This is a genomic window from Patulibacter medicamentivorans (assembly GCF_000240225.1).
In the GTDB taxonomy this organism is placed as follows: Bacteria; Actinomycetota; Thermoleophilia; order Solirubrobacterales; family Solirubrobacteraceae; genus Patulibacter; species Patulibacter medicamentivorans.
The window spans coordinates 1-22,832 of sequence record NZ_AGUD01000346.1 but is presented as its reverse complement, the minus strand read 5'-3'; the positions used below and the strand labels follow the sequence as shown (position 1 = coordinate 22,832).

At 73.9% G+C, this 22,832-nt stretch carries 20 protein-coding genes; 15 read left to right on the top strand and 5 right to left on the bottom strand.

Annotated elements, in window-relative coordinates; translation table 11 throughout:
* Positions 1-225 precede the first annotated feature (225 nt).
* Positions 226-4,086, top strand: coding sequence for an RHS repeat-associated core domain-containing protein (locus tag PAI11_RS23665; protein WP_211656659.1), 3,861 nt, complete (start codon positions 226-228; stop codon positions 4,084-4,086).
* Between the two features lie 6 nt (positions 4,087-4,092).
* Entirely contained in the window at positions 4,093-4,656 is a 564-nt protein-coding gene (locus PAI11_RS23660; protein ID WP_040601554.1) for a hypothetical protein, read from the top strand.
* Here the strand turns inward: PAI11_RS23660 and PAI11_RS23655 are convergent.
* Positions 4,653-5,159, bottom strand: a complete 507-nt coding sequence (locus PAI11_RS23655) for a hypothetical protein (RefSeq protein WP_007579656.1) — start codon at positions 5,157-5,159, stop codon at positions 4,653-4,655. The two genes, PAI11_RS23660 and PAI11_RS23655, sit on opposite strands and share 4 nt — an antisense overlap.
* A 376-nt stretch (positions 5,160-5,535) precedes the next feature.
* Here PAI11_RS23655 and PAI11_RS23650 point away from each other — a divergent pair, with 376 nt between their 5' ends.
* From PAI11_RS23650 to aroC, 7 genes are all read left to right on the top strand, one after another.
* Positions 5,536-6,291 carry a prepilin peptidase gene (locus PAI11_RS23650; protein ID WP_007579654.1) on the top strand — a complete coding sequence of 252 codons (756 nt, stop codon included), beginning with the start codon at positions 5,536-5,538 and terminating at the stop codon, positions 6,289-6,291.
* A 111-nt stretch (positions 6,292-6,402) separates the two neighbouring features.
* Positions 6,403-6,873, top strand: coding sequence for a prepilin-type N-terminal cleavage/methylation domain-containing protein (locus PAI11_RS26640; protein WP_007579651.1), 471 nt, complete (start codon positions 6,403-6,405; stop codon positions 6,871-6,873).
* Positions 6,874-7,197: 324 nt separating this feature from the next.
* Positions 7,198-8,211, top strand: coding sequence for a pilus assembly protein PilM (pilM, locus tag PAI11_RS25175; protein WP_170320781.1), 1,014 nt, complete (start codon positions 7,198-7,200; stop codon positions 8,209-8,211).
* Positions 8,212-8,213: 2 nt separating this feature from the next.
* On the top strand, positions 8,214-9,002 hold the full coding sequence (locus PAI11_RS23635) for a hypothetical protein (RefSeq protein ID WP_007579647.1): 789 nt from the start codon (positions 8,214-8,216) through the stop codon (positions 9,000-9,002).
* Positions 8,999-9,820, top strand: a complete 822-nt coding sequence (locus PAI11_RS23630) for a type II secretion system protein GspM (protein WP_007579645.1) — start codon at positions 8,999-9,001, stop codon at positions 9,818-9,820. Before PAI11_RS23635 ends, PAI11_RS23630 begins: the two co-directional genes overlap by 4 nt.
* Positions 9,817-10,743 (top strand): hypothetical protein, encoded by a 927-nt coding sequence (locus PAI11_RS23625; protein WP_007579643.1) that lies wholly within the window; start codon positions 9,817-9,819, stop codon positions 10,741-10,743. The genes PAI11_RS23630 and PAI11_RS23625 overlap by 4 nt, the downstream gene beginning before the upstream one ends.
* A gap of 68 nt (positions 10,744-10,811) precedes the next feature.
* Positions 10,812-11,999 (top strand): chorismate synthase, encoded by a 1,188-nt coding sequence (gene aroC, locus PAI11_RS23620; protein ID WP_007579641.1) that lies wholly within the window; start codon positions 10,812-10,814, stop codon positions 11,997-11,999.
* On the opposite strand, the gene PAI11_RS25170 is transcribed toward aroC, so the two are convergent.
* Positions 11,954-12,646, bottom strand: a complete 693-nt coding sequence (locus PAI11_RS25170) for a LysR family transcriptional regulator (RefSeq protein WP_007579639.1) — start codon at positions 12,644-12,646, stop codon at positions 11,954-11,956. The genes aroC and PAI11_RS25170 overlap by 46 nt on opposite strands.
* 348 nt (positions 12,647-12,994) lie before the next feature.
* Here PAI11_RS25170 and PAI11_RS23610 point away from each other — a divergent pair, with 348 nt between their 5' ends.
* The gene (locus tag PAI11_RS23610) at positions 12,995-14,533 is read left to right on the top strand and encodes a bifunctional shikimate kinase/3-dehydroquinate synthase (protein ID WP_007579637.1); all 1,539 of its coding nucleotides are present in this window, start codon (positions 12,995-12,997) and stop codon (positions 14,531-14,533) included.
* Positions 14,534-14,611: 78 nt separating this feature from the next.
* Here PAI11_RS23610 and PAI11_RS23605 read toward each other — a convergent pair whose 3' ends face one another.
* Complete coding sequence (locus PAI11_RS23605) at positions 14,612-17,194, bottom strand: HtaA domain-containing protein (RefSeq protein ID WP_138974535.1); 2,583 nt, start codon at positions 17,192-17,194, stop codon at positions 14,612-14,614.
* A gap of 83 nt (positions 17,195-17,277) precedes the next feature.
* Positions 17,278-17,901 (bottom strand): HtaA domain-containing protein, encoded by a 624-nt coding sequence (locus PAI11_RS23600; RefSeq protein ID WP_007579635.1) that lies wholly within the window; start codon positions 17,899-17,901, stop codon positions 17,278-17,280.
* Positions 17,902-18,008: 107 nt separating this feature from the next.
* On the opposite strand from PAI11_RS23600, the gene PAI11_RS23595 reads away from it, so the two are divergent.
* Positions 18,009-18,587, top strand: coding sequence for a type II 3-dehydroquinate dehydratase (locus PAI11_RS23595; RefSeq protein WP_007579634.1), 579 nt, complete (start codon positions 18,009-18,011; stop codon positions 18,585-18,587).
* On the top strand, positions 18,584-19,702 hold the full coding sequence (locus tag PAI11_RS23590) for a M24 family metallopeptidase (RefSeq protein ID WP_007579633.1): 1,119 nt from the start codon (positions 18,584-18,586) through the stop codon (positions 19,700-19,702). The genes PAI11_RS23595 and PAI11_RS23590 overlap by 4 nt, the downstream gene beginning before the upstream one ends.
* A gap of 62 nt (positions 19,703-19,764) precedes the next feature.
* Here PAI11_RS23590 and PAI11_RS23585 read toward each other — a convergent pair whose 3' ends face one another.
* The gene (locus PAI11_RS23585; protein ID WP_007579632.1) at positions 19,765-21,036 is read right to left on the bottom strand and encodes an MFS transporter; all 1,272 of its coding nucleotides are present in this window, start codon (positions 21,034-21,036) and stop codon (positions 19,765-19,767) included.
* Positions 21,037-21,115: 79 nt separating this feature from the next.
* Here PAI11_RS23585 and PAI11_RS23580 point away from each other — a divergent pair, with 79 nt between their 5' ends.
* The 3 genes from PAI11_RS23580 to PAI11_RS23570 all read left to right on the top strand — a co-directional run.
* Positions 21,116-21,445, top strand: a complete 330-nt coding sequence (locus tag PAI11_RS23580) for an ArsR/SmtB family transcription factor (protein WP_007579631.1) — start codon at positions 21,116-21,118, stop codon at positions 21,443-21,445.
* Between the two features lie 78 nt (positions 21,446-21,523).
* Entirely contained in the window at positions 21,524-22,084 is a 561-nt protein-coding gene (gene efp, locus PAI11_RS23575; protein WP_007579628.1) for an elongation factor P, read from the top strand.
* 79 nt (positions 22,085-22,163) lie between these two features.
* The coding region (locus tag PAI11_RS23570; protein WP_040601553.1) for a hypothetical protein at positions 22,164-22,832 on the top strand (669 nt) is incomplete at its 3' end.

The following is a 22,832-nucleotide window of genomic DNA, read 5'->3' as shown; positions in this document are numbered from 1 at the left end:
TCGGTTTCGGTTCGTGATGTGCAGGGTGTTGGTGCTGCGGTTCGTGTGACGGGTCGTTTGGATGTGACGGATCCGGCGGTTGATTCGCATGTGCGGGCGTTGACGATCGCGTCGGGAAAGGTCGGCGGGGTTGGGACGCTGCGCGTTGCTGAGGCGTTTGATTGGAATCGTGGCGAGTTGTTGGATGCCGGCACGTTGGTACTTGGTCCGAATGTGACCGGGACGATGCAGGGCAACTCGTCTGCGAGTGATACTCGTGTGTGGGCGCACACGCTTCGCAACGAGGGCGAACTCACGTTCACCAACGGCTTCATCTCCGGCTATGAGGACGGTCGGATCATGAATGTCGGGACATTGAATCTGAACGCCGAGATCGGCAATGGTGGCGGCGGACTGATTCGGTACTCGTCGACCGATGTGATCCCGAAGTTGGTGAACACCGGCACCATCCGCAAGACGTCGGGCACCGGCGCGACGACCGTCTGGTGGGCACTTGACAACGAAGGAACGATCGTTCCGCTGCCACCTCGTCTGGCGTTTCAAGGTCCGAACGTCAAGGTCGGACCGCTCGATGCCGAGAACTACGGCCCATCGAACGCCGCCACGCCCAACGAGCAGCGTTCGTGCGCGGGCAAGCCGGTCGACTGTGCGACGGGGAACCAGTTCGAGTCACAGACCGACCTCGTTGTCGACGGTGTTGGTCCTGGCCTGACGCTGACGCGTACCTACAACTCCCAAGCCGCAGACGCAGGCGGGCCATTCGGGTTCGGCTGGACGGGACCCTTCACCGACCGGCTGGCGGTAGACGACGTGCAGCAGCGCGTTCGTGTCCACCAGGCGGATGGCAGTGTCGTCCCGTTCCTCCCACGCACGGACGGTTCGTTCGGAGCCCCGGCCTGGGTCCAGGCGACCTTGCGCCGCCGAACGGACGGAACCTACGAGTACACGCTCCCGGATCGCTCGAGCCGGATCTTCAACTCGACAGGCCGCCTGCTCGAGGTCCGAGATCGCTCCCGCAACGCGATCACGCTCACGTACGACGCGAGCGGCCGCCTGGCGACCGCCACCGATCCCGGCGGCCGGACCTTCGAGTTCTCCTACGACGGAGACGACCACGTGACGAGCGTCACCGGTCCGGCTGGTCAGAAGGTTCTCTACACCTACGACGGCGGCGAGCTGCGCACGGTGCGTTACGACGGCGAGGCCGGCCCGCTGTGGCAGTTCGGCTACGACAGCCAGCACCAGATGACGTCGATGACCGACGCTCGCGGCGGGACCACCACGACGGAGTACGACTCGCAGCGCCGGGCCGTCGCCCAGACCGACGCGCTGAACCGGCGTCGCACCTGGGTCTACGACGGCGACGTCACGCGGATCACGAACCCAGCGGGCGACGTAACGCGGATTCGGTTCGCCGACACCCGGCCGTTGTCGATTACGCGGGGGTTCGGGACTCCCGAGGCGAGCACGGTGACCTACGCCTACGACGCCGATCGGAACCCGGTCAAGCGGATCGACGGCAACGGGCACGAGACGACGACCACGTACGACGCGAAGGGCAACCGCACCAGCGTCGAGGACGCCGAGGGACGGACGACCCGCTGGACGTACGACGCCAACCGGCAGGTCACGTCGATCACGAAGCCGTCGGGCAGGAAGACGACGATCGACTACGACGCCGACGGCCACCCCACGAAGGTGAGCCGGACCCTGGTGCGTCCCGGACAGGCCGACCAGGTCGAGGCGACGTCGTTCACCTACGACACGAGGGGTCTGGTCACGAAGATGACCGACCCGCGCGGGAAGGAGTGGAGCCACGGATACGACGCCGCGGGCAACCGCACCAGCACCACCTCGCCGGAGGGCCGCAAGACGACGTCGACGTTCGACGCGGCTTCGCGCCTGCTGACGCAGACCAGCGGTCGTGGTAACGCGTCCGGTGCGAACCCGGCCGACTTCACCACCACCGTCACGCGTGACGGGCGTGGCCGCCCGACGACGATCGAGGACGCCAACGGCAAGACCACGACGATGGCCTACGACGCCAACGACAACCGAACGACGGTCACCGATCCCGACGGCGTCTCGCTCCAGACGACCTTCGATGCCGAGAACCAACCGGTCCGCCAGACGCGCGCCGATGGGTCGTACCAGGTGACGGCCTACGACGCCGACGGCAACGTGACCGGCTTCATCGACGGGCGAGGCAAGACCACCCGCTACGAGTGGGACTCGGCGGGTCGCAAGACGGCGACCATCGATCCGCTCGGGCGGAGGACGGGGCTGACCTACGACGCCGCGGGCAACGTGACCGTTGCGACCGATCCCGCCGGGCGCACCGCCGCCTACTCCTACGACGATGCCGGAGTCCTGCAGGGCGTCGACTTCTCCGATCCCGACACCCACGACATCGGCTTCAGCTACGACGCGGATGGTCAGCGAACGGGCATGACGGACGAGACCGGGACGTCGTCGTTCGAGTACGACAGCCTGGGCCGGATGACGCGCGCCGTCGACGGCGGCGCTCGAACGGTCGAGTACACGTACGACATCTCCAGCAACCCGACGGGGATCAAGTACCCGAACGGCCAAACCGTCTCGCGGACGTTCGACGACGACCGCTTGATGACCGGCGTCACCGACTGGCTGAACCACACGACGACGTTCTCCTACGACCCCGACGGTCGGCTCTCGAAGACCGAGTTCCCGGGAGGCTCGTCGCTGGCCGATCGCGTCTCCCGCGACAACGAAGGCGGTCCGCTGGCGATCGCCTTCGGCGATCAGGCCGGCAGTCTCGGCAAGCTCGACTACGGGCGCACCGACGGGGGCCGCGTCGCGTCGGAGCAGGCCCAGAACATGCCGGGCGGCACGACGGCGTTCGACTACGACCAGAACGGGCGCCTCTCGCTGGCGGGAACCGACACGTTTTCTTACAACGCCGCCGACGGCATCACGAAGCTCGCCGGCCTGGAGCCGCTGGTCTACGACGACGCCGGGCAGCTGACGGTCTCCAACAGCGGAGCAAACGAGCGGTCGTTCAGCTTCGACAGTCTCGGGGCGCGGACGGGGGAGAGCGGGGCGGGGCAGCCCGCCCGTTCCTACGGCTACGACCAGCGACAGTTGCTGACGTCAGCCGGCGAGACCGGCCAGCCGACGGTGGAGTACGAGTCGGACGCCGACGGCCTCCGGGCGCGGCGGTCGGTCGGCAGCGCAGCACGGGCCTTCACCTGGGACCGCACCACGTCGTCGCTGCCCCTGATGCTGACCGAGGGCGGAACGAGCTACATCTACGGACCCGACGGCCTCGCGGTGGAGCACGTCGACGGAAACGGCGACGTGGCCTTCTACCACCACGATCAGCTCGGGAGCACGCGCCGCCTGACGGACGCGACCGGTGCCGTCGTCGCGGGCTTCACCTACGACGCGTACGGCACCGTCGTGACCCAGACCGGCACGGCCGACACCCCGTTGCGCTTCGCCGGCGAGTACAGCGACGCGGCGTCGGGACTCGTCTACCTGCGAGCGCGCCACTACGACCCTCGGACCGGGCAGTTCCTGACGCCGGATCCGCTGGGGGCGCTGACCAAGGATCCCTATGCGTATGCGGGGAACGATCCGTTGAACCACGCGGATCCGAGCGGGCTGTTCCTGGGCATGGGGCATGTGCCGGTCATCGATGACATCACCGAAGGAGTCAAGGACGCCACGGTCGGTGCCGTGAAGTTCGCGTGGGAGCACCCGGTGTTCACGATGAACGTCGTGGCTGGCGTGACCTGCGTGGTCGGCTCATTCGCGTCCTGCGCAAAGCTGGCGATGGCAGCGTTCGCAGTCTTCGAGGTCGAATCAGGAGTCGCGGCCGTCTACAACACGAGGAGACGATGCAAGACCTTCGCTCAGGAGACTCTGGGCAACGTGGCGGGGCTCCTAGCGGGAATGATCCCGGCGGTACGCCTCGAGCGAGTCGCACCAGTCAACTGGCCTAAGGCGATCGAGGTCGGTCACGACTCGGCTACGGGACTTCTGGGGACCGGCGCGTCTGGTGCAGCGTCACCGGACCGCCCCTGGTCAGGCGATGGGTGTTGCTAGAGGCGCATGAAGATGCAAGCGACACAACAGACGGCCACCTTTTGCTTCTGGCCCCAGCGGATCTGGTTTGGCGCAATCACCCTGGTGTTCGCCGGGATCCACGTCGGCTACGCGATCCGGCCTGAGGACGCCTACGGCGGAGTGATCGGGCGTAGCGGGCAGCCGATCGACTGGTGGGTGCGCCCGGCCTTCCTGCTGATCGCCCTCGGGCTCGTGCTGCTCCTTGGCGGCACGGCGCGGGCACGGGTGGTGTTCAAGGGCGACCAACTCATCATCCACAACCCGCGCCGCACGGTCCGGGTTTTGCTGGCTGAGGTCGAGCGGTTCGGCGTCGGCCGCCACGGTTGGACCGGGTCACGTTGTGGCGAGGCAGTACTGCGGGACGGGCGTGTCCTGGCGATGCACGGCGTCGCCGGCCCCAACGAGAGCACGTTCCCGCGCTGGAAGCCGATAGAGCGCAACGTCGACCGGATGAACGCCTACCTCGCGCAGATCCGGAGGACGTCCACGGCGGTCGACGACGGTTCGCCGTCGACCGTGGACCAACCGGCCCCGGCGACTTCCGCCTAGCCCCACCGCCCCTTCTCGCACGACTCGCTCTCCGGGAACGCGCGCACGAGGCAGGAGAAGATCGTCGTCTTGGCGGCGTCGGCTCGGGAGGGGTCGCGGGGGAGGGAGCGGGAGTAGGCGAAGCGGTTGCCGGAGCGGGAGGCGGCGAGGATCCGGAGCTGGCGGCGGGTCGCGACCTGGACGGCGATCTCGCCGGGCTTCGGATCTCCGGCGACGACGTGCTCGAGGAACGGACCGAAGCGCTGCTCGCTGGCAAACGGGGTCAGCTGCTCGCGGGTCCGGCAGGGGACGTAGCTGTCGGCCGAGCCGAAGCAGGTCTCCGCGGCCGAGATCGCGCCGCGCAGCAGGTTGCGCGTCTCCAGGTCCGCCCGCTGCTTGGTTGACGCCAGGTCGGGCGCGGGCGCTCCCGGCGGCGGGGCGATCGTCTTCGAGCTGACCTTCGGGCCGCTGTCGCCGCAGCCGGCCGTCCCCAGGGCGGCGAGCGCGACCAGCGCCGAGGCCACGGCGACGCGCCCCGGCCCCCGCCCGCGCAGAGGCTCCGACGCGCGATCGGCGGGAGGCGGCGAGCGGCGCGAGCGGGCGCCTCGGCGGTGGGGAGCGCCCGACATCCGCGGGATCATCGCGATCGCCGCGCATCGCCGTCAACCGCCCGGACAGGTGGCCCGCGCCGCGTGTCCGACGCGTCGTCCGGCCGCTCGACGGAGGCTGGCCGCCGGGGCTCCCGCGAGTGGACGGATGGTCCTCCCCGACGGTGCCGGAGTCACGAACGGACGCCGAGACGCCGATCCCTGCCACGACGTCGACGGTGGACCGGCACAGAACCGGCACTCCACGTCGCCCACGCGCAACTCGCCACCTCCTAGCTTCCTTCCTCGACGCATGCTCCCGATGCTCATCGCCTTCGCCGCCGCCTTCGGGCTCCTGATCGGCTCGTTCCTCAACGTCGTCGCCTACCGGGTTCCGCTCGGCGCGTCGGTCGCCGGCGGCCGCTCGGAATGCCCGAGCTGCCACCACCAGATCCGCGCCTACGACAACGTCCCGGTGCTCTCGTGGCTGCTCCTGCGCGGCCACTGCCGCGACTGCCAGGCGCCGATCTCGCGCCGCTACCCGGTCGTCGAGGCGACGACCGCCGTGCTCTGGGCGCTGGTCGCCGCGGTCGCCGGCGACACCGTCGACGTCGTGCTCGGGATCGTCCTGGTCACCGCGCTGGTGCCGATCACGCTGATCGACCTCGACCACCAGCGGATCCCCAACGTCATCACCTATCCGGCGGCGGCGACCGCGCTGGTGGCCGGCACGGCGATCGATCCCGGCGGCGAGCTGAGCCGCGTGCTGGCCGGCGCCGGCGCGGCGCTCTTCCTGCTGGTGCCGGTGATGGTCTACCCGAGCGGGATGGGGATGGGCGACGTCAAGCTGGCGGCGGTGCTCGGGCTCTGCCTCGGCCCGGCCGTCGCGGTCGCGATCCTCGCCGCGCTCGTGGTCGGCAGCCTGACCGGCGTCCTGCTGGCCGCCCGCCACGGCGTCCAGAAGGCTCGCAAGATGCGGATCCCCTTCGGCCCCTACCTGGCCGTCGGCGGGGTGGTCGGGATCGTCGCCGGGCAGCCGCTGCTCGACGCCTACCTGTCGACGTTCTGACGGACTCGACGCCTGTCGTACAGACGTCGAGCCCTCTCGATAGGACGCGCGTCCAGCGCTCGAGAGGCCGATGGACGCACCAGCCCGATGACCACCGCGCCTTCCATCGACGTGCATCGCACGCCCACCGCCGCCGCGGCGGACGGCTTCACGCTGATCGAGATCCTGGTCGTGATCCTGATCATCGGGGTCCTCTCGGCGATCGCCCTGCCGACCTTCCTCGGGCAGCGCGCCAAGGCCCAGGACGCCGTCGCCAAGGACGCGGTCGTCGCGACCGCCCGCCTGGTCGAGGCGTGCGCCGCCGACGTCCCGGTCTACGACGGCTGCGACCAGCCGACGCGGCTGGCGCCGCGGCCCGGGTCGTCGAACGCGACAGGCCTGCCGATCGTCCTGACCAGCGGCGGCGCCGACCCCGATCCCGGCGACGTCGCCGTGACCGTCGCCTCCGACGAGCGCTTCGTCGTCGTCGCCCGGTCGCGCGCCGGCGAGCGGTTCTCCTACGAGCGCGACGGCCACGGCCCGGTCGAGCGCCTGTGCACGCCGGCCGGCGCCGGTGGCTGCCCGTCGGGTGGGACGTGGTGAGCGGCGTGCCGCACGCCGACCGCGCCACGCTGCGACTGCGGGGCTCCTTCGGGCATCGCGGCGGCCGTGCGGCGACCGCCCTCGTGATCGCCGGCGGCGCCGTCGCTCGCCGGGCCCTGCGGGCGCTCGCCGTCCGTTTCCGGGGCACCGCGGCCGCGGTCGCGGGTGGCGCGCCGGACCCGGGCGTCCAGATCTGGTCCACCGCTGTCGTCGGACGAGCGTCCACGGCCGTCGGCCCCCGTCAAGGGACGACCGCCGGTCGGTCGATGCGTCCAGCGACCCCGAGAGACCGTGATGCCACGCCGCCAACTCACCCTTCCGCGCTTGCCTTCCCGGCCCGCGCCCCGCCGGCCCCAGGCCAGCGCCCCGGTCACCGGGGTGCGGATCGGCGCCACCCACGTCGGACTCGCCTGCGCGGCCGCTTCCCGCGGACCGCTGACCGCTCGCGCCTCGGCCTCGGCCGTCCTGCCGCCCGGGGCGGTCCGCGACGGCGAGGTGATCGACGCGATCGCCGTCGCCCAGGCGCTGCGCCAGGCGGTCGACGGCCGCAGCTTCGGCAAGCAGGTGCGGATCGGCGTCGGCTGCCAGAAGGTCGCCGTCCGCGTGCTCGACCTGCCGCCGGTCCAGAACGAGGACGACCTCGACGCCGCCGTCCGGATGATCGCTCGCGAGCGGATCCCGACGGCCGCCGAGAACGCCCTGATCGACTACCGGATCCTGCCCGAGCGGCCGACCCCCGACGGGCAGCCCGACAACGTGCGCCGCGCCCTCGTCGTGGCGGCGCGCCGCGAGCTGGTCGACGGCCAGGTCGCCGCGGTCAAGGCCGCCGGCCTGGAGCCGGTCGGCGTCGACCTGCTGGCCTTCGGGCTGGCCCGGATGGTCCAGCCGTCCGAGCCGACGATGCTGCTGGACCTCGACGGCGTCACCACGCTGGCGCTCGCCGATCCCGACGGCTGCCGCTTCGTCCGCACGATCCCCGCCGGCGTCCAGTCGGCGGCGGAGGAGCTGGCGCGGCGGCTCGACCTCGACGTCGACGACGCCTCGGCGGGCCTGCTCGGCGACCGCTCGCTGAGCCCCGAGCAGTCGGCCGAGGCGACCGCCGTCCTAGCCCGCACCGTCCGCGCGATCGCGACCACCGTCCGCACCTCGGTCGAGTTCCACGTCGACCAGGAGGACGGCGAGTCCCCGCAGCTGTGCGTCGTCAGCGGCCCGCTCGCCGGGCTCGAGGGCGTCTCCGTCCTGCTGTCGGAGGCGCTCGACCTGCCGGTCCATCCCGCCGCCGCGCTCGCCGGCGGCGCCGATCCCGTGGCGCTCGGCCTGAGCGTGGAGGAGAGCTGAACATGAGGGCCGTCAACCTGCTGCCCGTCGACGAGCGCGCGGGAGCGCGCGCCGTCGCGACGGGCCGTCTCAACCCCCTGCACGCCATCGCCGGCGTCGGGGCCGTCGTGATCGTGGTGCTGCTCGGGATGTGGGCGATGGCGCGTCACGACGCGTCGGCCGCCCGCGAGGCCGAGGCCGCCGCGACCGCCCGCACCGCGACCGCCCAGGCGCAGGTCAGCCGCCTGCAGCCGGTGGTCGCGCTCGATCGCCGCCGCGAGAGCCGCGAGACCGCGGTGGTCGCGCTGGCCCAGGGCCGGACCGACTGGGCGATGGTGCTGCAGTCGGTGGCCGGGGCCCTGCCCCGCCAGGTCGGGATCACCCAGCTGAGCGCCCAGGCGGTCGGCGCCACCGCCTCCGGCAGCGGAGGGACCGTTCCCGCCGGCCTCGGCGGCCAGGGCAGCGTCGCGATCAACGGCTGCGCCGACACCCAGCGACGCGTCGCCCGCACGCTGGTGGCCCTGCGCCGCCTGCCGCAGGTCGCCGACGTGGCGCTGAACCAGACCTCGGACGGCTCCAAGGGCGCCAGCGCCTCGAGCGCCTCGAGCGGCGCCGCGTCGGGCGGCTGCCGCAAGGTGACGATGGATGCGGCGCTCGGCCTGGCGCCGACCACCACCCTGGACCTGGTGCCGACCGCCACCACGGCGACCGCCGCCGGCGGCGCGACGGGGACGACGCCCAACGGCACCACCTCGACGCCCGACAACGCGACCCAGGCCGCCGCCGGCGGCACGAACGGAGCAGGTCGATGACCGAGAAGATGCGCATGTTGCTGGCCGGCGCCGTCGTGCTGGCCGTCGGGGCCCTCCTGTGGATGTTCCTCGTGACCCCCGCCCGGGACGACGCCGACGTCGCCGAGCAGGCCCAGCAGACCGCCGAGGCGCAGGCGACGCAGGTGCTCGCGGAACTGACGCAGGCGCGTCAGGCCGCCGAGCGAGCTCCGGCCAACGTCCGCGAGCTGCGGCGGCTGGCGGTCGCGGTCCCCGAGAAGGTCGAGGCCGCGCAGCTGATCGACCAGCTCGACAGCACCGCCAAGCGCTACGACGTGACCTTCGACGTGCTCAAGGTCAACGACGCGGCCGCGTCGGCGGCCCCGGCCGCGACTCCGGACCCCGCGGCCCAGGCGGCCGGCGGCGTCGCCCAGGCGAACGCCACCAGCAAGGAGCTCGACGCGAGCACCGGCAAGCCGGCGGGCGGTTCGGGAACGACGACGTCGACCACTCCGACGACGCCGGCCCCGGCGCCCGCGGCATCCACGGCGACGGCCGGCGTGCCGGGCGCGGCCCCGGGCAGCGTCCCGGTCAGCCTCAGCGTCCAGGTCGGCGGCACCTACGTCGCGGTGACCCGCTTCGTGAAGGCGGTCCAGGGAAGCGTCCGCTCGCACGGCGACCGGATCGCGGCCAAGGGCCGGCTGCTGCGGGTCAACTCGGTCAACCTGTCGGTCGACGGCGAGGGCGCCAGCCGCTCGCTCTCGGGCACGCTCGACGTCGTCGCCTACCTGCTGCCGGCCGAGACCACGGCGCCTTCGACCGCCACGCCGGCCGCCACCCCGACTGGAGCCCAGCCATGAGCCGTTCCCTGCGTGACCTCTCCGGCCAGGTCGACCCGCTGCTGGCCGTGGTGGTCGGCGGCGTGCTCGTCGTCGGCGGCGGCCTGGCCGTCTGGGGCAGCGGGCAGGACACCTCGCCGGTGGCCAACGACCCCTCCGCCGCCCTGACCGCGGCCAAGGACGACGCGACGACCGCACGGGCGCTGCAGGCCGTCGCCGCGGCCAACCGCGACAGCGCGGTGCCGGCCACGACCGAGGCCGCCGAGCTGCGCCGCGCTCGCCGCGCCAGCGACTCCGGTCGCTCGACCGACCCGTTCTCCCGCGGGGCGACCGCTCCGCCGGCCGCCGCCGGCGGCGGCAGCTCGGGATCGGGGACGGCGACCAGCGTCAGCGACAAGGCGCGCAGCGCCGTGGCGACGTCCAACGCGGCCAGCAGCGCCGCGGCGTCGGCGACCGGCACCGCGCCGACGACGGCCGTCAAGCCCGCCACGCCCGCCACCAGTCCGCCGGCGATCGGCGGCGGCAGCGAGCAGGACCGCCGCAAGGCCCTGGCGGCCCTCGCGGCCCAGCGGGCGAAGCTCGCGCCGCGGGTCAGCATGCGGGTCAAGACCTCGTCGGCCCGTGACTCGCGCTCGCGGCTGAAGCTCGGCACGCTGCTGCCCAACAGCAAGCACGCCGTGGCCAGGATCGTCGACGTGTCCGCCAGCGGCCGGGTGGTGACGCTGCGCCTGGACCGCGGCGTGACGCTGCCGGGCCCGCAGTCCAAGGGCACGGTCTGCGTCCAGCGCTTCACGACCGGCAAGCGCAGCTGTCGCCTGGTCCACGTCCGGGCCGGGCGGACCGTGGTCCTGCGCGCTCCCGAGCGCCGTGGCGAGCCGGGCGACGTGACCGCCCTGCGGATCCTCAGCGTCTGGCGCGGGACGGTCCGCATGACCGCCCGCTAGGCGCGGACGAGCGGCGGGCGGCCCGGCGCCAGGGCCCCCGCCGAAGGACCTCCGTAGAATCGAGCCTCATGGCGCTGACCCTCACGACCGCGGGCGAGTCCCACGGACCCGGCCTGACGACCTTGGTCGAGGGCCTGCCCGCCGGCCTCGAGCTGGACCGGGAGGAGATGAACCGGGACATGGCCCGGCGCCAGCTCGGCCACGGCCGCGGCGGCCGGATGAAGATCGAGACCGACACGGCCGAGGTGACCGCCGGCGTCCGCCACGGTCGCACCCTCGGCGGGCCGATCGCGCTGCAGGTCGCCAACCGCGACTACGCCAACTGGGAAGAGCGGATGAATCCGTGGCCGGTCGAGGCCGAGATCCCGCCCGTCCACATGCCGCGCCCGGGCCACGCCGACCTGGTCGGCGTCTGGAAGTACGGCCACGAGGACGTCCGCAACATCCTCGAGCGCGCGTCGGCCCGCGAGACGGCGGCCCGCGTCGCCGGTGGCGCGCTGGCGAAGGCGTTCCTGCGCGCCGTCGGCGTCGAGATCCGCTCGCACGTGACCCAGATCGGCCCGGTCGTGATCCCCGAGCGCGAGCAGCCGCTCGGCGTCGGGGACTTCGAGGGCGTCGACGCCGATCCGGTTCGCTGCCTCGACGCCGAGGCGTCGAAGGCGATGGTCGCCCACATCACCGCCGAGCGGAAGAACAACGAGTCGATCGGCGGCACCTACGAGGTGCTCGTGTTCGGGCTTCACCCGGGCATCGGATCGCACGTCTCCTGGACCGAGCGCCTCGACGGCCGGCTCGCGCAGGCGATCTGCTCGATCCAGGCCCACAAGGGCGTCGAGTTCGGCGACGGGTTCGCGCTGGCGGCCACGCCGGGCTCGCAGGCCCAGGACGAGATCTTCGGTCCCGACGAGGATGGCGAGGGGATCCACCGCCACACCAACCACGCCGGCGGCCTGGAGGGCGGGATGACCACCGGTCAGACCCTGGTCGTGCGCGCTGTGGTCAAGCCGATCCCGACGATCACCAAGCCGCTGCGCTCGGTCGACCTGTCGACCGGCGAGCCCGCCAAGGCCCTGCGCGAGCGCACCGACAACTGCGTGGTCCCGGCCGCCGGCGTCGTCGGCGAGGCGATGATCGCCTTCGTCCTCGCGTCGGCCTACCGCGAGAAGTTCGGCGGCGACCACATCGACGACGTTCGCGCCGCGATCGCGGCCTACGAAGAGCGCATCGGCTGGGTCGGCGCCCGCGCGCGGGCCTGACGCCGGGCGGCGAGCTCCTCGGGGCGCGTTGCCCAGTCGGCGGCCGACGGGGGCCACCGCAGTCCCGCGCGCGCCACGAGGCCCCGCGGCCCCGACAGGCCCTCCGGCACCGGGCAGGTCCATCCCCGCCGCCAGATCAGGATCTCGCCGCCGAAGCGGTCGCCGACGGGAGTCCACGACGCCGCCGCCGGCGCGACGCCGAAGCGCGGCCCGACCGCCAGCTCGACCCGCCCGTGGCGCAGGGCGAGGACGAGCGAGCGCCGGTCCATCACCGCGGTCCGCACCGACCACCCGGGCGCCGAGCGCCGCAGCGCCCGGGCGACCCCAGCCGCCGTCCGCTCGCAACCGGCCACGACCCCGATCCTGACGACGCCGGCGCGACCCGCGGCGATCGTCGCCGCCCGCTCGCCGACCCGGGCCATCGCCGCGACCGCTGCCCGCGCCGTCGCCAGCAGCCCGACGCCGTCGGCGGTGAGGCAGACGCGCCGGGTCGTCCGTCGCACGAGGGTGGTCCCGACGGTGCGCTCGAGACGGCCGAGCAACGAGCTGATCGCGGCCGTGGTGACGCCGAGCCGCCCGGCGGCCCGGCCGAAGTGCTCGCAGTCGGCGATCGCCACGAGGGCCTCGAGCTGACGAACGGCGAGCACGGGTCGACGCTAGGGCCTGAGCGGGGCCGCGGACCGGCCGGCACCGCATCGGCACGCGATCGGCACCGATTCGTCACCGATCGGCACGCGATCGGCACGTGCGCGCGATCGCCGGCCTCCCCACCCGAGCGGCGCACGCACGCGGTCGCGGCCTCCCGGGCCGAGGGGGTGGGCGTGGCCCGCGGAGGCGATGGGGAACCGTTCACGTGGTGTGAACGATCCCCGAGCGCCACCGGGAGGTCGTGCTGGTGCGGCTCGGCACCGATGCGCGGCCGAGCGGGCGGGCGGAGGCCGGTGGGGCGGGTCGAGCGGCGGGCGGGGGCGGCTCGACCGTAGACTTGCCCGCCTATGGCACGACCCGCGATCGTCCTGATCGGCTTCATGGGCGCCGGCAAGACGACCGGCGGGCGGATGTTCGCCAGCGCGCTGCGCTGCCGGATGTCGGACACCGACAAGCGCCTGCAGCGGCGGGTCGGGATGTCGATCCCGGAGTACTTCGCCAAGCACGGGGAGGCGGCGTTCCGGGAGATCGAGGAGGAGGTCGCCGGCGAGTTGCTGGAGCGGGCCGACGGGGGCGTGATCTCGCTCGGGGGCGGGACGCTGCAGTCCGAGCGGGTGCGGCGGGCACTGGAGCGCCACACGGTCGTGCTGCTGCACGTGGGGCGGGCCACGGCGTGGAAGCGGGCCAAGCGCTCGGATCGGCCGCTGGCGCGGGACCGCGCGGGGTTCGACCGGCTCTACGCGGAGCGGCAGGCGGTCTACGAGCAGGTCGCCGACGTGATCCTTCCGGAGGTCGACCGCCAGCTGCTGAAGCCCGCGGTCGCGGTGATCGCGGAGGCGCACAGGGCGAAGGGCGCGCAGCTGCTGTGGGCGCACACCGATTCGGGCGGCTACCCGGTCTGGTTGCGGCCGGGGCTGCTGCGGGAGCTGCCGCCGTGGCCGCTCCCCGAGAGCTCGCGGCGGTTCGCGATCACCGACGAGACGGTCGCCGAGCACCACGCCGGTCGGATTCCGGAGCTGAGCGGGATGATCGAGATTCCGCCCGGAGAGGCGCACAAGACGCTGGAGACATGCGAGCGGACGTGGGGCTCGCTGGTGGAGCAGGGCGTGACCCGGGCCGACCACGTGGTCGCGATCGGCGGCGGCGTCGTCGGGGACCTGGCCGGCTTCGTGGCGGCGACCTTCCAGCGCGGGATCCCGGTCGTCCAGGTGCCGACCACGCTGGTGGCGCAGGTCGACAGCGCCTACGGCGGCAAGACCGGCGTCGACCTGCCCGCGGCCAAGAACTACGTCGGCGCCTACCACCAGCCCGCCGCGGTGATGGTCGACCCGGACGTGCTGTCGACCCTCCCGCCGGAGGAGCTGGCGGCCGGGTACGCCGAGGTCGTCAAGACGGCGCTGATCTCCGGCGGCGCGCTGTGGGAGCAGGTCGCGTCGGGAGCGCCCGTCGATCCGCTGACCGTGATGCGCTGCGCGCGCACCAAGCTCCAGGTCGTCGCCGACGACGAGCGCGACGGTGGCCGCCGCCAGGTGCTGAACCTCGGTCATACCGTTGGCCACGCGATCGAGACGGTGACCGACTACCGGCGCTACCGGCACGGCGAGGCCGTCGGGCTCGGGCTGCTGGCGGCGCTGCGGCTGTCCGGCCGCGACGACCTGCGGGCGCAGGTCGCCGAGCTGCTGGCCGGCGTCGGGCTTCCGACCACGATGGACGCGGCGATCGACGTCGACGAGGTCCATGCCGCCACGGCGCGCGACAAGAAGCGGCTCGGCAGCGCGCCGGTGCCGTTCGTCACCGTGCGCGAGCCCGGCGACGTGCGCTACGGCCAGCAGGTCGGCGATCGCGACGTCCGGGCCGCGATCGCCGAGCTGGCGCCGGTCGCCTGACGGCGGCGCGCCGGGCTGGTGCCCGTCGGCCGACGCCGGCGACCGCCCTCGACGGCGTGAGGGCGGGGCGCCGCCGCGCTAGCGGATCGTGACCGCGGTCGTCGCGATCCGGCGGCTGGCCGGCAGCCGCTTGCCGCGGTGGCGCGCCGGGCTGGCGAGCGCGTAGCGGCCGCGGATCCGGCGGTAGCTGGGCTTGCCCTCGACCGTCCGGGCCGCGACCGTCAGCCGCAGCGTCCGGCCCTTCAACGTGCCGCTGGCCACCGTCGTGCGGCCCGACCGCAAGACGACCCGGTAGCTCCTGGCGGCCACGCGACCGAGCCGCTTGGACAGCGTCACCGTCACGTGGCGCTTCGCGACCTTCTTGCCGCGGACCTGGCCGGTCACGCCCGGCTTCGGCTTCGCCGTGCCGCCGCCGCCGTCGCCGCCGCTCCCGCCGTCGTTGCCGCCGCCGCTCCCGCCGCTGCCACCACTGCTCCCGCCGCCAGGCCCATCGCCACCACCGTCTCCCGGCCCCGGATCGGTGGGCGGGTCCTGCAGCGTCGTCGGGACCGTGATCGTGAGGAAGCCGAACGGCTGGCCCGCGTACTGGTCCAGGCCGAACGTCAGCGCGCCGACGGCCGAGAGCGTGCTGGACGCCGCGACCCACGAGCGCGACGCGCCGTCGCCGCTGGTGCGGGGGCCGGGCCCGGCCAGGTCGATCTCGAGCATCCGGACGTTGCTCACGTCCTCGCCGCCGGGATGGCCGGCCTCGGCGTCCGCGCGCGAGCCGCTCGTCCGGCCGTCGACGTAGAGCCGGGCGTGGCGCTCGTCGGCGTCGACCTCCAGCCGCGGGTTCACCAGCCGGATGTCGATGTAGTGCGCCGTGTTGACCCAGCGGATCGCGCCCCGATAGCGGACGACGAGCCGACCGGACGCGGGATCGCGCCAGGCCCGCTCCGAGGTCAGCCGCCACGAGTAGCGGTCGCCCGGCTCAGGGAAGGATGCGCCGTCGCCGACCTCGACCGCGTGGGCCGTTCGCGGTCCCGGGCCCGGCCAGTCCGCGTGCACGTAGTCGATCCAGGTGCGGAGGTTCGACGAGCCGACGACGCCGCGGGCGGTCCAGTCGAGGGCCGGGGCGACCGCGGGCTGGAAGTCGACCGTCTCGTTGCGCTTGAGGCCGAACGTGACCGCGCTCGCGTAGGGGCTCCAGCCGAGGGTCGCGTTGCCGAGCGGGTCGCCGGCGAGCGCCAGGTTGGCGGTGTCGGGGACGCCGAGCGCCGTCAGCGTGCCGAACGTGCCGCTGGCCGCGGTCGCGTACGTCTGCGGTGCCGACCAGGCACCGCCGCCGGGCGCGCGGGTCGCCGCGCGGACCGTCCCGCCGGTCGGGTTCGCCACGCCGCCGACGAAGGTCACCTTGACCCCGGTCGTCCAGGCGACCGTCGCGCCGCCGTCGCGTCCCGGCACGACTCGCGGCCACAGCGGCGGGTTGTCGGCCGTCGGCTCGCTGGCGACGTCCTCCGCGGCATCCCAGGTCCCGGCGGCGGAGAACCGTCGCGCGCGGACCCGAGCGGGCGTCCCGGCGGTCGTGTCGGCGGCGACCGGCCAGACGACCGTGGCGTTGCCGTGGGCGTCGAAGGCGGCCGACGGCAGACCGGTCCCGCCGGTGGTGAAGGCCGCGGCGCCGGTCGCGGTCGGCGCCGCGTTGGCGGCGCCGGCGGCCAGGACCTCGGGCGCCTGCCAGCTGGCCGCGCTGGATCCGGCTCGGGCGGCGGCGCGGGGACCGTCGCCCGAGCCCCAGGTCGCCACGGCCGCGCCCGTCGCATCGACGACCAGCGCCGGACGGCTGACGAAGCCCGTTGCGGCGGTCAGCGTCGCCGGCGTCGCCCACGAGCCGGCGGCCGAGCGCGTGCGGGCGTGCAGCGACCGATCGCCGTTGCTGGTCCCCTCGCGCCAGACGACGGTCAGGGCGCCCGCGGCGTCGTGCCCGAGGCCGATCGCGTCGGGCAGGTCGACGGTCGCGGTGGCGACCGTCTCCGGCGTGCCCCAGCTGCCGTCGGTCGCGCGCTGGGCCAGCCGGACGGCGTCCTGCCCCTGCCAGGCCACGGTGGCGCGCCCGTCGTCCTCGACGTCGAGGCTCAACGTCAGCGGCAGGCCGGACGGCACGGTCACCGACGCCAGGTCGGCGGGGGTGCTCCAAGCGCCGCTCGCGTCGCGCGAGGCGGCCCGCACCAGAACGGTCGTCGCGTCGACCCGCACGCCCCACGCGACGGTCGGCAGGCCCGCCCGGTCGACGGCGATCTCGGGCCCGAGCAGCGCCTGGTAGTTGCTGCCGGCCGCGCGCTGGACCGCGGTGACGTCCTGCGGCGCCGCCCACGCGGCGCCGGCGGCGCGGCGGGACACCCGCAGCGTCTGGACGGCCGGAGGCGTCACCGTCGCGGTCTGGTCGTCGGTCTGGACCCAGGCGATCCAGGCGGTGCCGCCGCGGTCGACGGCGACGTCGTTGCGCAACCGCTTGCCGGCCTCGACGGGATCGTCGGGCGCGCCTTCGGGGACGGGGGCGGGGGCGGGCGACCAGAGCTCGGCGGCCGGGGCGGTGGCGGGCAGCAGCAGCGCCAGCGCGGTCGCCGCGAGCGCCAGCCGCCGGAGCGCGAAGGTGGGTGAACGTCGGGGTCGGGTGAGCATCAGCGGTCTCGATCGGTGGAAGGGACGGAAGCGGGCCGGGCCGGGGCCGCCGAGGTGGGCGGCGGCCCCGCCGACCACCGCTCCTAGGAGCCGTAGGCGACGGTCCCGAAGGCGTCGCCGGCGCTGTAGCTGCCGTTGGAACCGCCGTTGAAGACGGTCGCGCCGGCCGCGGTCAGGGTCACGGCGCCGGCCGAGCTGACGTTGCCGAGGACGATCCCCGGGGCGCTGACGGTCGAGCCGGCGAGCGGCACGTAGGTGGCGTCGACCTTCAGCTGCTCACCGCTGCCGTTGGCGACGACCCGCACGTTCTTCAGCGAGATGTCGATCCCGTGGGCCGGCAGATCGAAGTCCAGCCCGCCCTTCAGGGTCACGGTGCGCGGGCTGCCGGCGTCGCTCTTGACCGTGAAGACGTAGCCGAAGGGCGTCGTCCCGTCGTGGGTCGAGAAGCCGCCCGCGGGATCGCCGGACGGGGCCGCGTCACCGGCGGCCGGCGTGTTGGCGGTCGCGGTGACCGAGCCGAACGGCGGGATCCACAGGCTCCAGGCCGGGTTCGTCAGGTAGTTGACCCACGAGTTGCGGACGTTCCAGTTGGCGCTGGTGACGCCGCCGGGGATCGTCGCCGAGGAGACGGCCGGGACGGCGAGGGCCAGGACGAGCGTCGCGCCGAGCGCGGCGGAGAGCCGGGAGGTTCGGGAGATCGTGCTCACGATGAGCCTTTCGGTTGGTGAATTAGGGTGTCCGAACACCGACCGGGAGAGTAGGAGTTAGGTGACCCGAAGTCAATTGCGCCGTGCGACCGTGCGACGATGGCCCGATGCGCCGATTCCGCGTCGCCGTCGTGCACGGCGTCAACCTGGACCAGCTCGGACGACGGGACCCGGCGCACTACGGCGGGACGACCTTCCGCGACCTCGAGCGACAGGTCGCCGACTTCGCCGGCGAGCTCGACCTGATCCCGCGCTTCTTCCAGACCAACTACGAGGGCGCGCTGGTCGAGTACCTGCACCGGGCCGAGGGGCTGGTCGACGGGATCGTCATCAACCCCGGCGCCTGGACCCACTACGCGTGGGCGATCCGCGACGCGCTGGAGCTGTCCGGGGTGCCGGCCGTCGAGGTCCACCTGTCCGACGTCAGCAAGCGCGAGCCGTGGCGCCACCACTCGGTGATCGCCGCGCTCTGCATCGCGACGATCACCGGCCGCGGAGCCGCCGGCTACCGCGACGCGCTGGAGATCCTGCGCGACGAGCTGCGGCTGCGCCAGCCGGAGCCGGAGCCGACGCCGGCCCCCGTCGCCGCGGCGGACCGGGACGTCGCCCTCGCGGAGGGCAACGCCGCGCCCGCCGACGAGGAAGAGACCGTCGAAGCCCCCCGCGAGGAGGAATCCGCCTCATGAACGCCACCGCCGCCAGCACCGCGCCCGCCACCCGTGCCGAGCGGCTCGCCGCCGCCGTCGCCGAGCGCGACCTCGACGCGCTGATCGTCAGCGACCTCTTCGACATCCGCTGGCTGACCGGGTTCACCGGCTCCAACGCGGTCGTGGTCGTCGGCGTGGCCGGCGACGGGCCGCCGGTCCTGCGCTTCGTGACCGACTTCCGCTACGTCTCGCAGGCCGCCGAGCAGGTGCCCGACCCGTGGGAGCGGATCGACGGCGGCCGCGACCTCGGCGGCGCCGGGCTGGTCGCCCACCTGCCCGAGGGCGCCCGGCGGATCGGCTTCGACGCCGGCCACCTGTCGGTCGCCGCCCACAAGCGGCTCTCCGACGCCCTTCCGTCCGGGATCGACCTGCAGCCGGCCGACGCGATCGGCGACCTGCGGGCGGTCAAGGACAGCGGCGAGGTCGCCCGGATCCGGGCCGCCGCCGAGCTGGCCGACGCGGCGTTCCGCGAGGTCGTGCTGGAGGGACCGGTCGTCGGCCGGACCGAGGCGGCGGTCGCGCTCGACCTCGAGTTCGCGATGCGCAAGCTCGGCGCCAGCGGCAACAGCTTCGACCCGATCGTGGCCTGCGGCCCGCACGGCGCGCTGCCGCACGCCTCGCCGCGCGACGTCGAGATCCCGGCCGGCGTGCTGCTGACCGTCGACTGGGGCGCGATCCTCGACGGCTACTGCTCGGACTGCACGCGGACGGTCGCGACCGGGCCGATCAGCGACCGCGCTCGCGAGGTCTACGAGCTGGTCCTCGACGCCCAGCAGCGCTCGCTGGCCGCGGTCCGCGAGGGCGCGGGCGCCCGCGACGTCGATGCCGTCGCGCGCGAGATCATCGCGGCCGGCGGCTACGGCGAGCGGTTCGGCCACGGCCTCGGCCACGGCGTCGGGCTCGAGGTCCACGAGCCGCCGACCCTCAGCCCGCGCGGGGGCGGGGCGCTGCGGGCCGGCGAGATCGTGACCGTCGAGCCGGGGATCTACCTGCCCGGCGAGCTGGGCGTGCGGATCGAGGACCTCGCCGTCGTCACCGCCGACGGCAGCGACGTGCTCAACACGCTGCCCAAGGACCTCGTCACCGTCGGCTGACCGCAGGGCGGGACGCCGAGCCTGGTGCCGACGCCGGCCCGGACCGGCGTCGCGGCCGGGGGTCAGGCCGGGTCGCCGGCGGCGGCCGGCCGCTCGTGCGCGGCCTCGACGCGGCGCCCGGCGGTCGCCGGACGGGTCCGCCAGGCCTCGGCGGCGACGACCAGCGCGACTACGACCACCAGCGCCCCGAAGATCCGGAAGGTCGGCTCGAGCCCGAGCGAGTCGACGACCAGGCCGGCGGCCAGCGCCGGCAGCGACAGCGAGGCGTAGGCCACGACGTAGAACGCCGACATCACCTCGGCCCGGTGGTGGTCGGGCACGACCGCGGTCAGCGATCGCAGGCCGCCGAGGAACGCGACCCCGAAGCCCATCCCGGTGATCGCGGTCGCGGCGAGGAAGAGGACGGCCGACTGGGCCGACAGCGAGAGCACGATCAGCGCCATCCCGCCGGCGAGGGCGAGCGAGCCGACCGAGGTCGAGCGCCACGGGGCGACGCGGTGGAAGACCAGCTGCGAGAGCGCCCCGGAGCCGGCCAGCGCGAACGTCGCGACGCCGCCGGCGAGGTGGCTGCGGGTGTCGAGCAACTGCCCGGAGAGCTCGGGCCCGAGCGACAGGAAGAGCCCGCCGATCGACCACGACGAAAGCACCCCGAGCCCGGCCAGCAGGAACGGTCGCCGGATCGCCTGCGGGACCCGCGGGGCCTGCGGGCGCAGGCGCAGGCGGCGGCGCTCGGCGACCGGCTCGGGCATCGCGCTGACGCCGGCGAGCACGATCGCGAACAGGGCCAGCAGCAGCAGGTAGGGCGTGCGCTGCGGCGCCGGCCCGTACTGGACCAGCAGCGAGGCGACGAAGGCGCCGAGGCCGAGCCCGCCCGAGCTGGCGACGCCGTTGGCCAGGCCGGCGCCGTGGGCGTCGCGCTGGGGGTGGAGGTCCAGCAGCGCGGCGCTGGCGGCCCCGAGCGCGGCCCCGGTCGCCAGGCCCTGGAGCCCGCGCGCGACGAACAGGACCCCGAGGCTGTCGGCGACGGCGAACAGGCCGGTCGCCACCAGCAGCGTCGTGATCGCGGCCAGCAGCACCGGTCGCCGGCCGACCTCGTCGGAGATTCGGCCGACCAGCAGCAGCGTCGTCAGGACGCCGAACGCATAGACCGCGTAGACCAGCGTCAGCACGAACGGCGAGAAGTGCCACTGCTCGCGATAGACCTCGTAGAGCGGGGACGGGGTCGCGGACGCGAACAGCGCCAGGCCGATCACGGCCGCCATCAGCAGGTAGGCGGTACGCGGGCCGAGCGTGCGGCGGGCGCCGGCGGTGGACGGGGCGGAGGAGCGGGGCATCGGGGACCTCGGTGCGACGTGGGACGGGCGGCGCATCCAAACTTCCAAAGATTTGGAAGAACTGTTGTAGCATAGCTCCGTGGCCGTCACCCGCCTTCGCGACAAGTTCCCGGTCCCGCCGATCGAGCAGGTCGACCTGGCGACGGTCCTGCGGACGGTCGGCGAGCCGATCCGGCTCGAGATCGTGCGGCTGCTGGCCGACGGCCAGGCCCGGCCGTGCGGCGAGATCAACGAGGCGCTCGGCCTGCCCGCGTCGACCGGCAGCTACCACATGAAGCTGCTGCGGGAAGCGGGCCTGACCCGCGTCCGGCCCGAGGGCACCGAGCGCCGGATCAGCCTTCGCCGCGAGGAGCTGGAGCAGCGCTTCCCGGGCCTCGTCGACGTGCTCGTGCGCGACCGGGACAGCTGACCGGCGGCGGCCCGGCGGGCGCCCTCCGCCGGCTCGCAACGCCCTCGACCGCCGGTCCGCTCTACGATCCGTAGGCGCATGATCTCGACGAACCAGCTGAAGAACGGGAACCACATCGAGGTGGACGGCACCGTCTACAAGGTCGTGGAGTTCCAGCACGTCAAGCCCGGCAAGGGGCCCGCGTTCGTGCGGACCAAGCTGCGCCGGGCCACTGACGGCAACGTGATCGACAAGACGTTCCGCGCCGGCGAGAAGTTCCGCGCGGTCCACACCGAGGCGCGCAAGATGCAGTACCTCTACGAGGACGGCACCGACGCCCACTTCATGGACGCCGAGTCGTTCGAGCAGCTGGCGATCCCGGTCGAGGCGGTCAAGAGCGCGCTGCGGTTCATCCGCGCCAACGACGCGGTCGACCTGCTCTTCATCGACGGCCAGCCGGCCGACGTCCAGCTGCCGGCCTCGGTCGAGCTGGAGATCACCCACACCGAGCCGGGCCTGCGCGGCGACACCGCGTCGGGAGGCGGCGACAAGCCCGCTACGCTCGAGACCGGCGCCGAGATCCGGGTGCCGTTGTTCGTCAACGTCGGGGACCGCGTCAAGGTCCAGACGGAGACGGGCGAGTACATGTCGCGGGCCTGAGGCCCCTCGGGCGCCGATCGGCGCCCGACCCGGACTGGCCTGGACCCCGACGCGCCGTCGCCGGCGGTAGGGTCGCGCCGTGAGCACCGGTCCCCGCAGGCGATCCGCCGACGTGCTCGCGGCGCTCGCCGCGGTCGCGCTGCTGCTCTCGGTGGCGCTCGGCTACGTCCAGCGGGCCGTCGGCGACGACGAGCAGTTCGCCAATCGCGCGACCGCGACCCTCCGCGACGACGCGGTCCGCGCGATCGTCGCCGAGCAGCTGACGGACCAGCTCGTCCTGCGCCAGCAGGCCGATCTGATCGCCGCCCGGCCGTTGATCGAGTCGGTCATGGGCGGCGTCGTCGGCAGCCGCGCGTTCACGTCGCTCTTCCGCGCGGCCGTCCGCGACCTCCACCGGTCGCTGGTCGAGGGCGATGCCGGCACCGTGACCCTGACCGTCGCCGACGTCGGGACCGTCGCGGCCGCCGCGCTCGAGCGGCTGCGACCGGACCTCGCACGGCTGCTCGAGGCGACCGGCCGGGTCGAGGTCGTCAACCGGGACCTCGGGACCGCGGCGGCGGCGCTCGGCGACATCAGCGACGACGCCTGGGCGCTGGCCCTGGCACTGCTCGTCGCGGCACTGATCCTGGCGACGGCCGCGCTGCTGCTTGCGCCCGATCGCCGTCGGACCGTGGTCGTGCTCGGGATCGCGACGGCCGTCGTCGGCGTCCTCCTCGTCGTGGCGCTGAGCATCGGCCGATCGATCGCG

What these genes read in the sequence shown, in the direction of transcription:
- PAI11_RS23665 (WP_211656659.1), top strand. Translation starts at nt 226, where the DNA reads ATGCAGGGCAACTCGTCTGCGAGTGATACTCGTGTGTGGGCGCACACG.
- PAI11_RS23660 (WP_040601554.1), top strand. Translation starts at nt 4,093, where the DNA reads ATGAAGATGCAAGCGACACAACAGACGGCCACCTTTTGCTTCTGGCCC.
- PAI11_RS23650 (WP_007579654.1), top strand. Translation starts at nt 5,536, where the DNA reads ATGCTCCCGATGCTCATCGCCTTCGCCGCCGCCTTCGGGCTCCTGATC.
- PAI11_RS23635 (WP_007579647.1), top strand. Translation starts at nt 8,214, where the DNA reads ATGAGGGCCGTCAACCTGCTGCCCGTCGACGAGCGCGCGGGAGCGCGC.
- PAI11_RS23630 (WP_007579645.1), top strand. Translation starts at nt 8,999, where the DNA reads ATGACCGAGAAGATGCGCATGTTGCTGGCCGGCGCCGTCGTGCTGGCC.
- PAI11_RS23625 (WP_007579643.1), top strand. Translation starts at nt 9,817, where the DNA reads ATGAGCCGTTCCCTGCGTGACCTCTCCGGCCAGGTCGACCCGCTGCTG.
- aroC (WP_007579641.1), top strand. Translation starts at nt 10,812, where the DNA reads ATGGCGCTGACCCTCACGACCGCGGGCGAGTCCCACGGACCCGGCCTG.
- PAI11_RS23610 (WP_007579637.1), top strand. Translation starts at nt 12,995, where the DNA reads ATGGCACGACCCGCGATCGTCCTGATCGGCTTCATGGGCGCCGGCAAG.
- PAI11_RS23605 (WP_138974535.1), bottom strand. Translation starts at nt 17,194, where the DNA reads ATGCTCACCCGACCCCGACGTTCACCCACCTTCGCGCTCCGGCGGCTG.
- PAI11_RS23595 (WP_007579634.1), top strand. Translation starts at nt 18,009, where the DNA reads ATGCGCCGATTCCGCGTCGCCGTCGTGCACGGCGTCAACCTGGACCAG.
- PAI11_RS23590 (WP_007579633.1), top strand. Translation starts at nt 18,584, where the DNA reads ATGAACGCCACCGCCGCCAGCACCGCGCCCGCCACCCGTGCCGAGCGG.
- PAI11_RS23585 (WP_007579632.1), bottom strand. Translation starts at nt 21,036, where the DNA reads ATGCCCCGCTCCTCCGCCCCGTCCACCGCCGGCGCCCGCCGCACGCTC.
- efp (WP_007579628.1), top strand. Translation starts at nt 21,524, where the DNA reads ATGATCTCGACGAACCAGCTGAAGAACGGGAACCACATCGAGGTGGAC.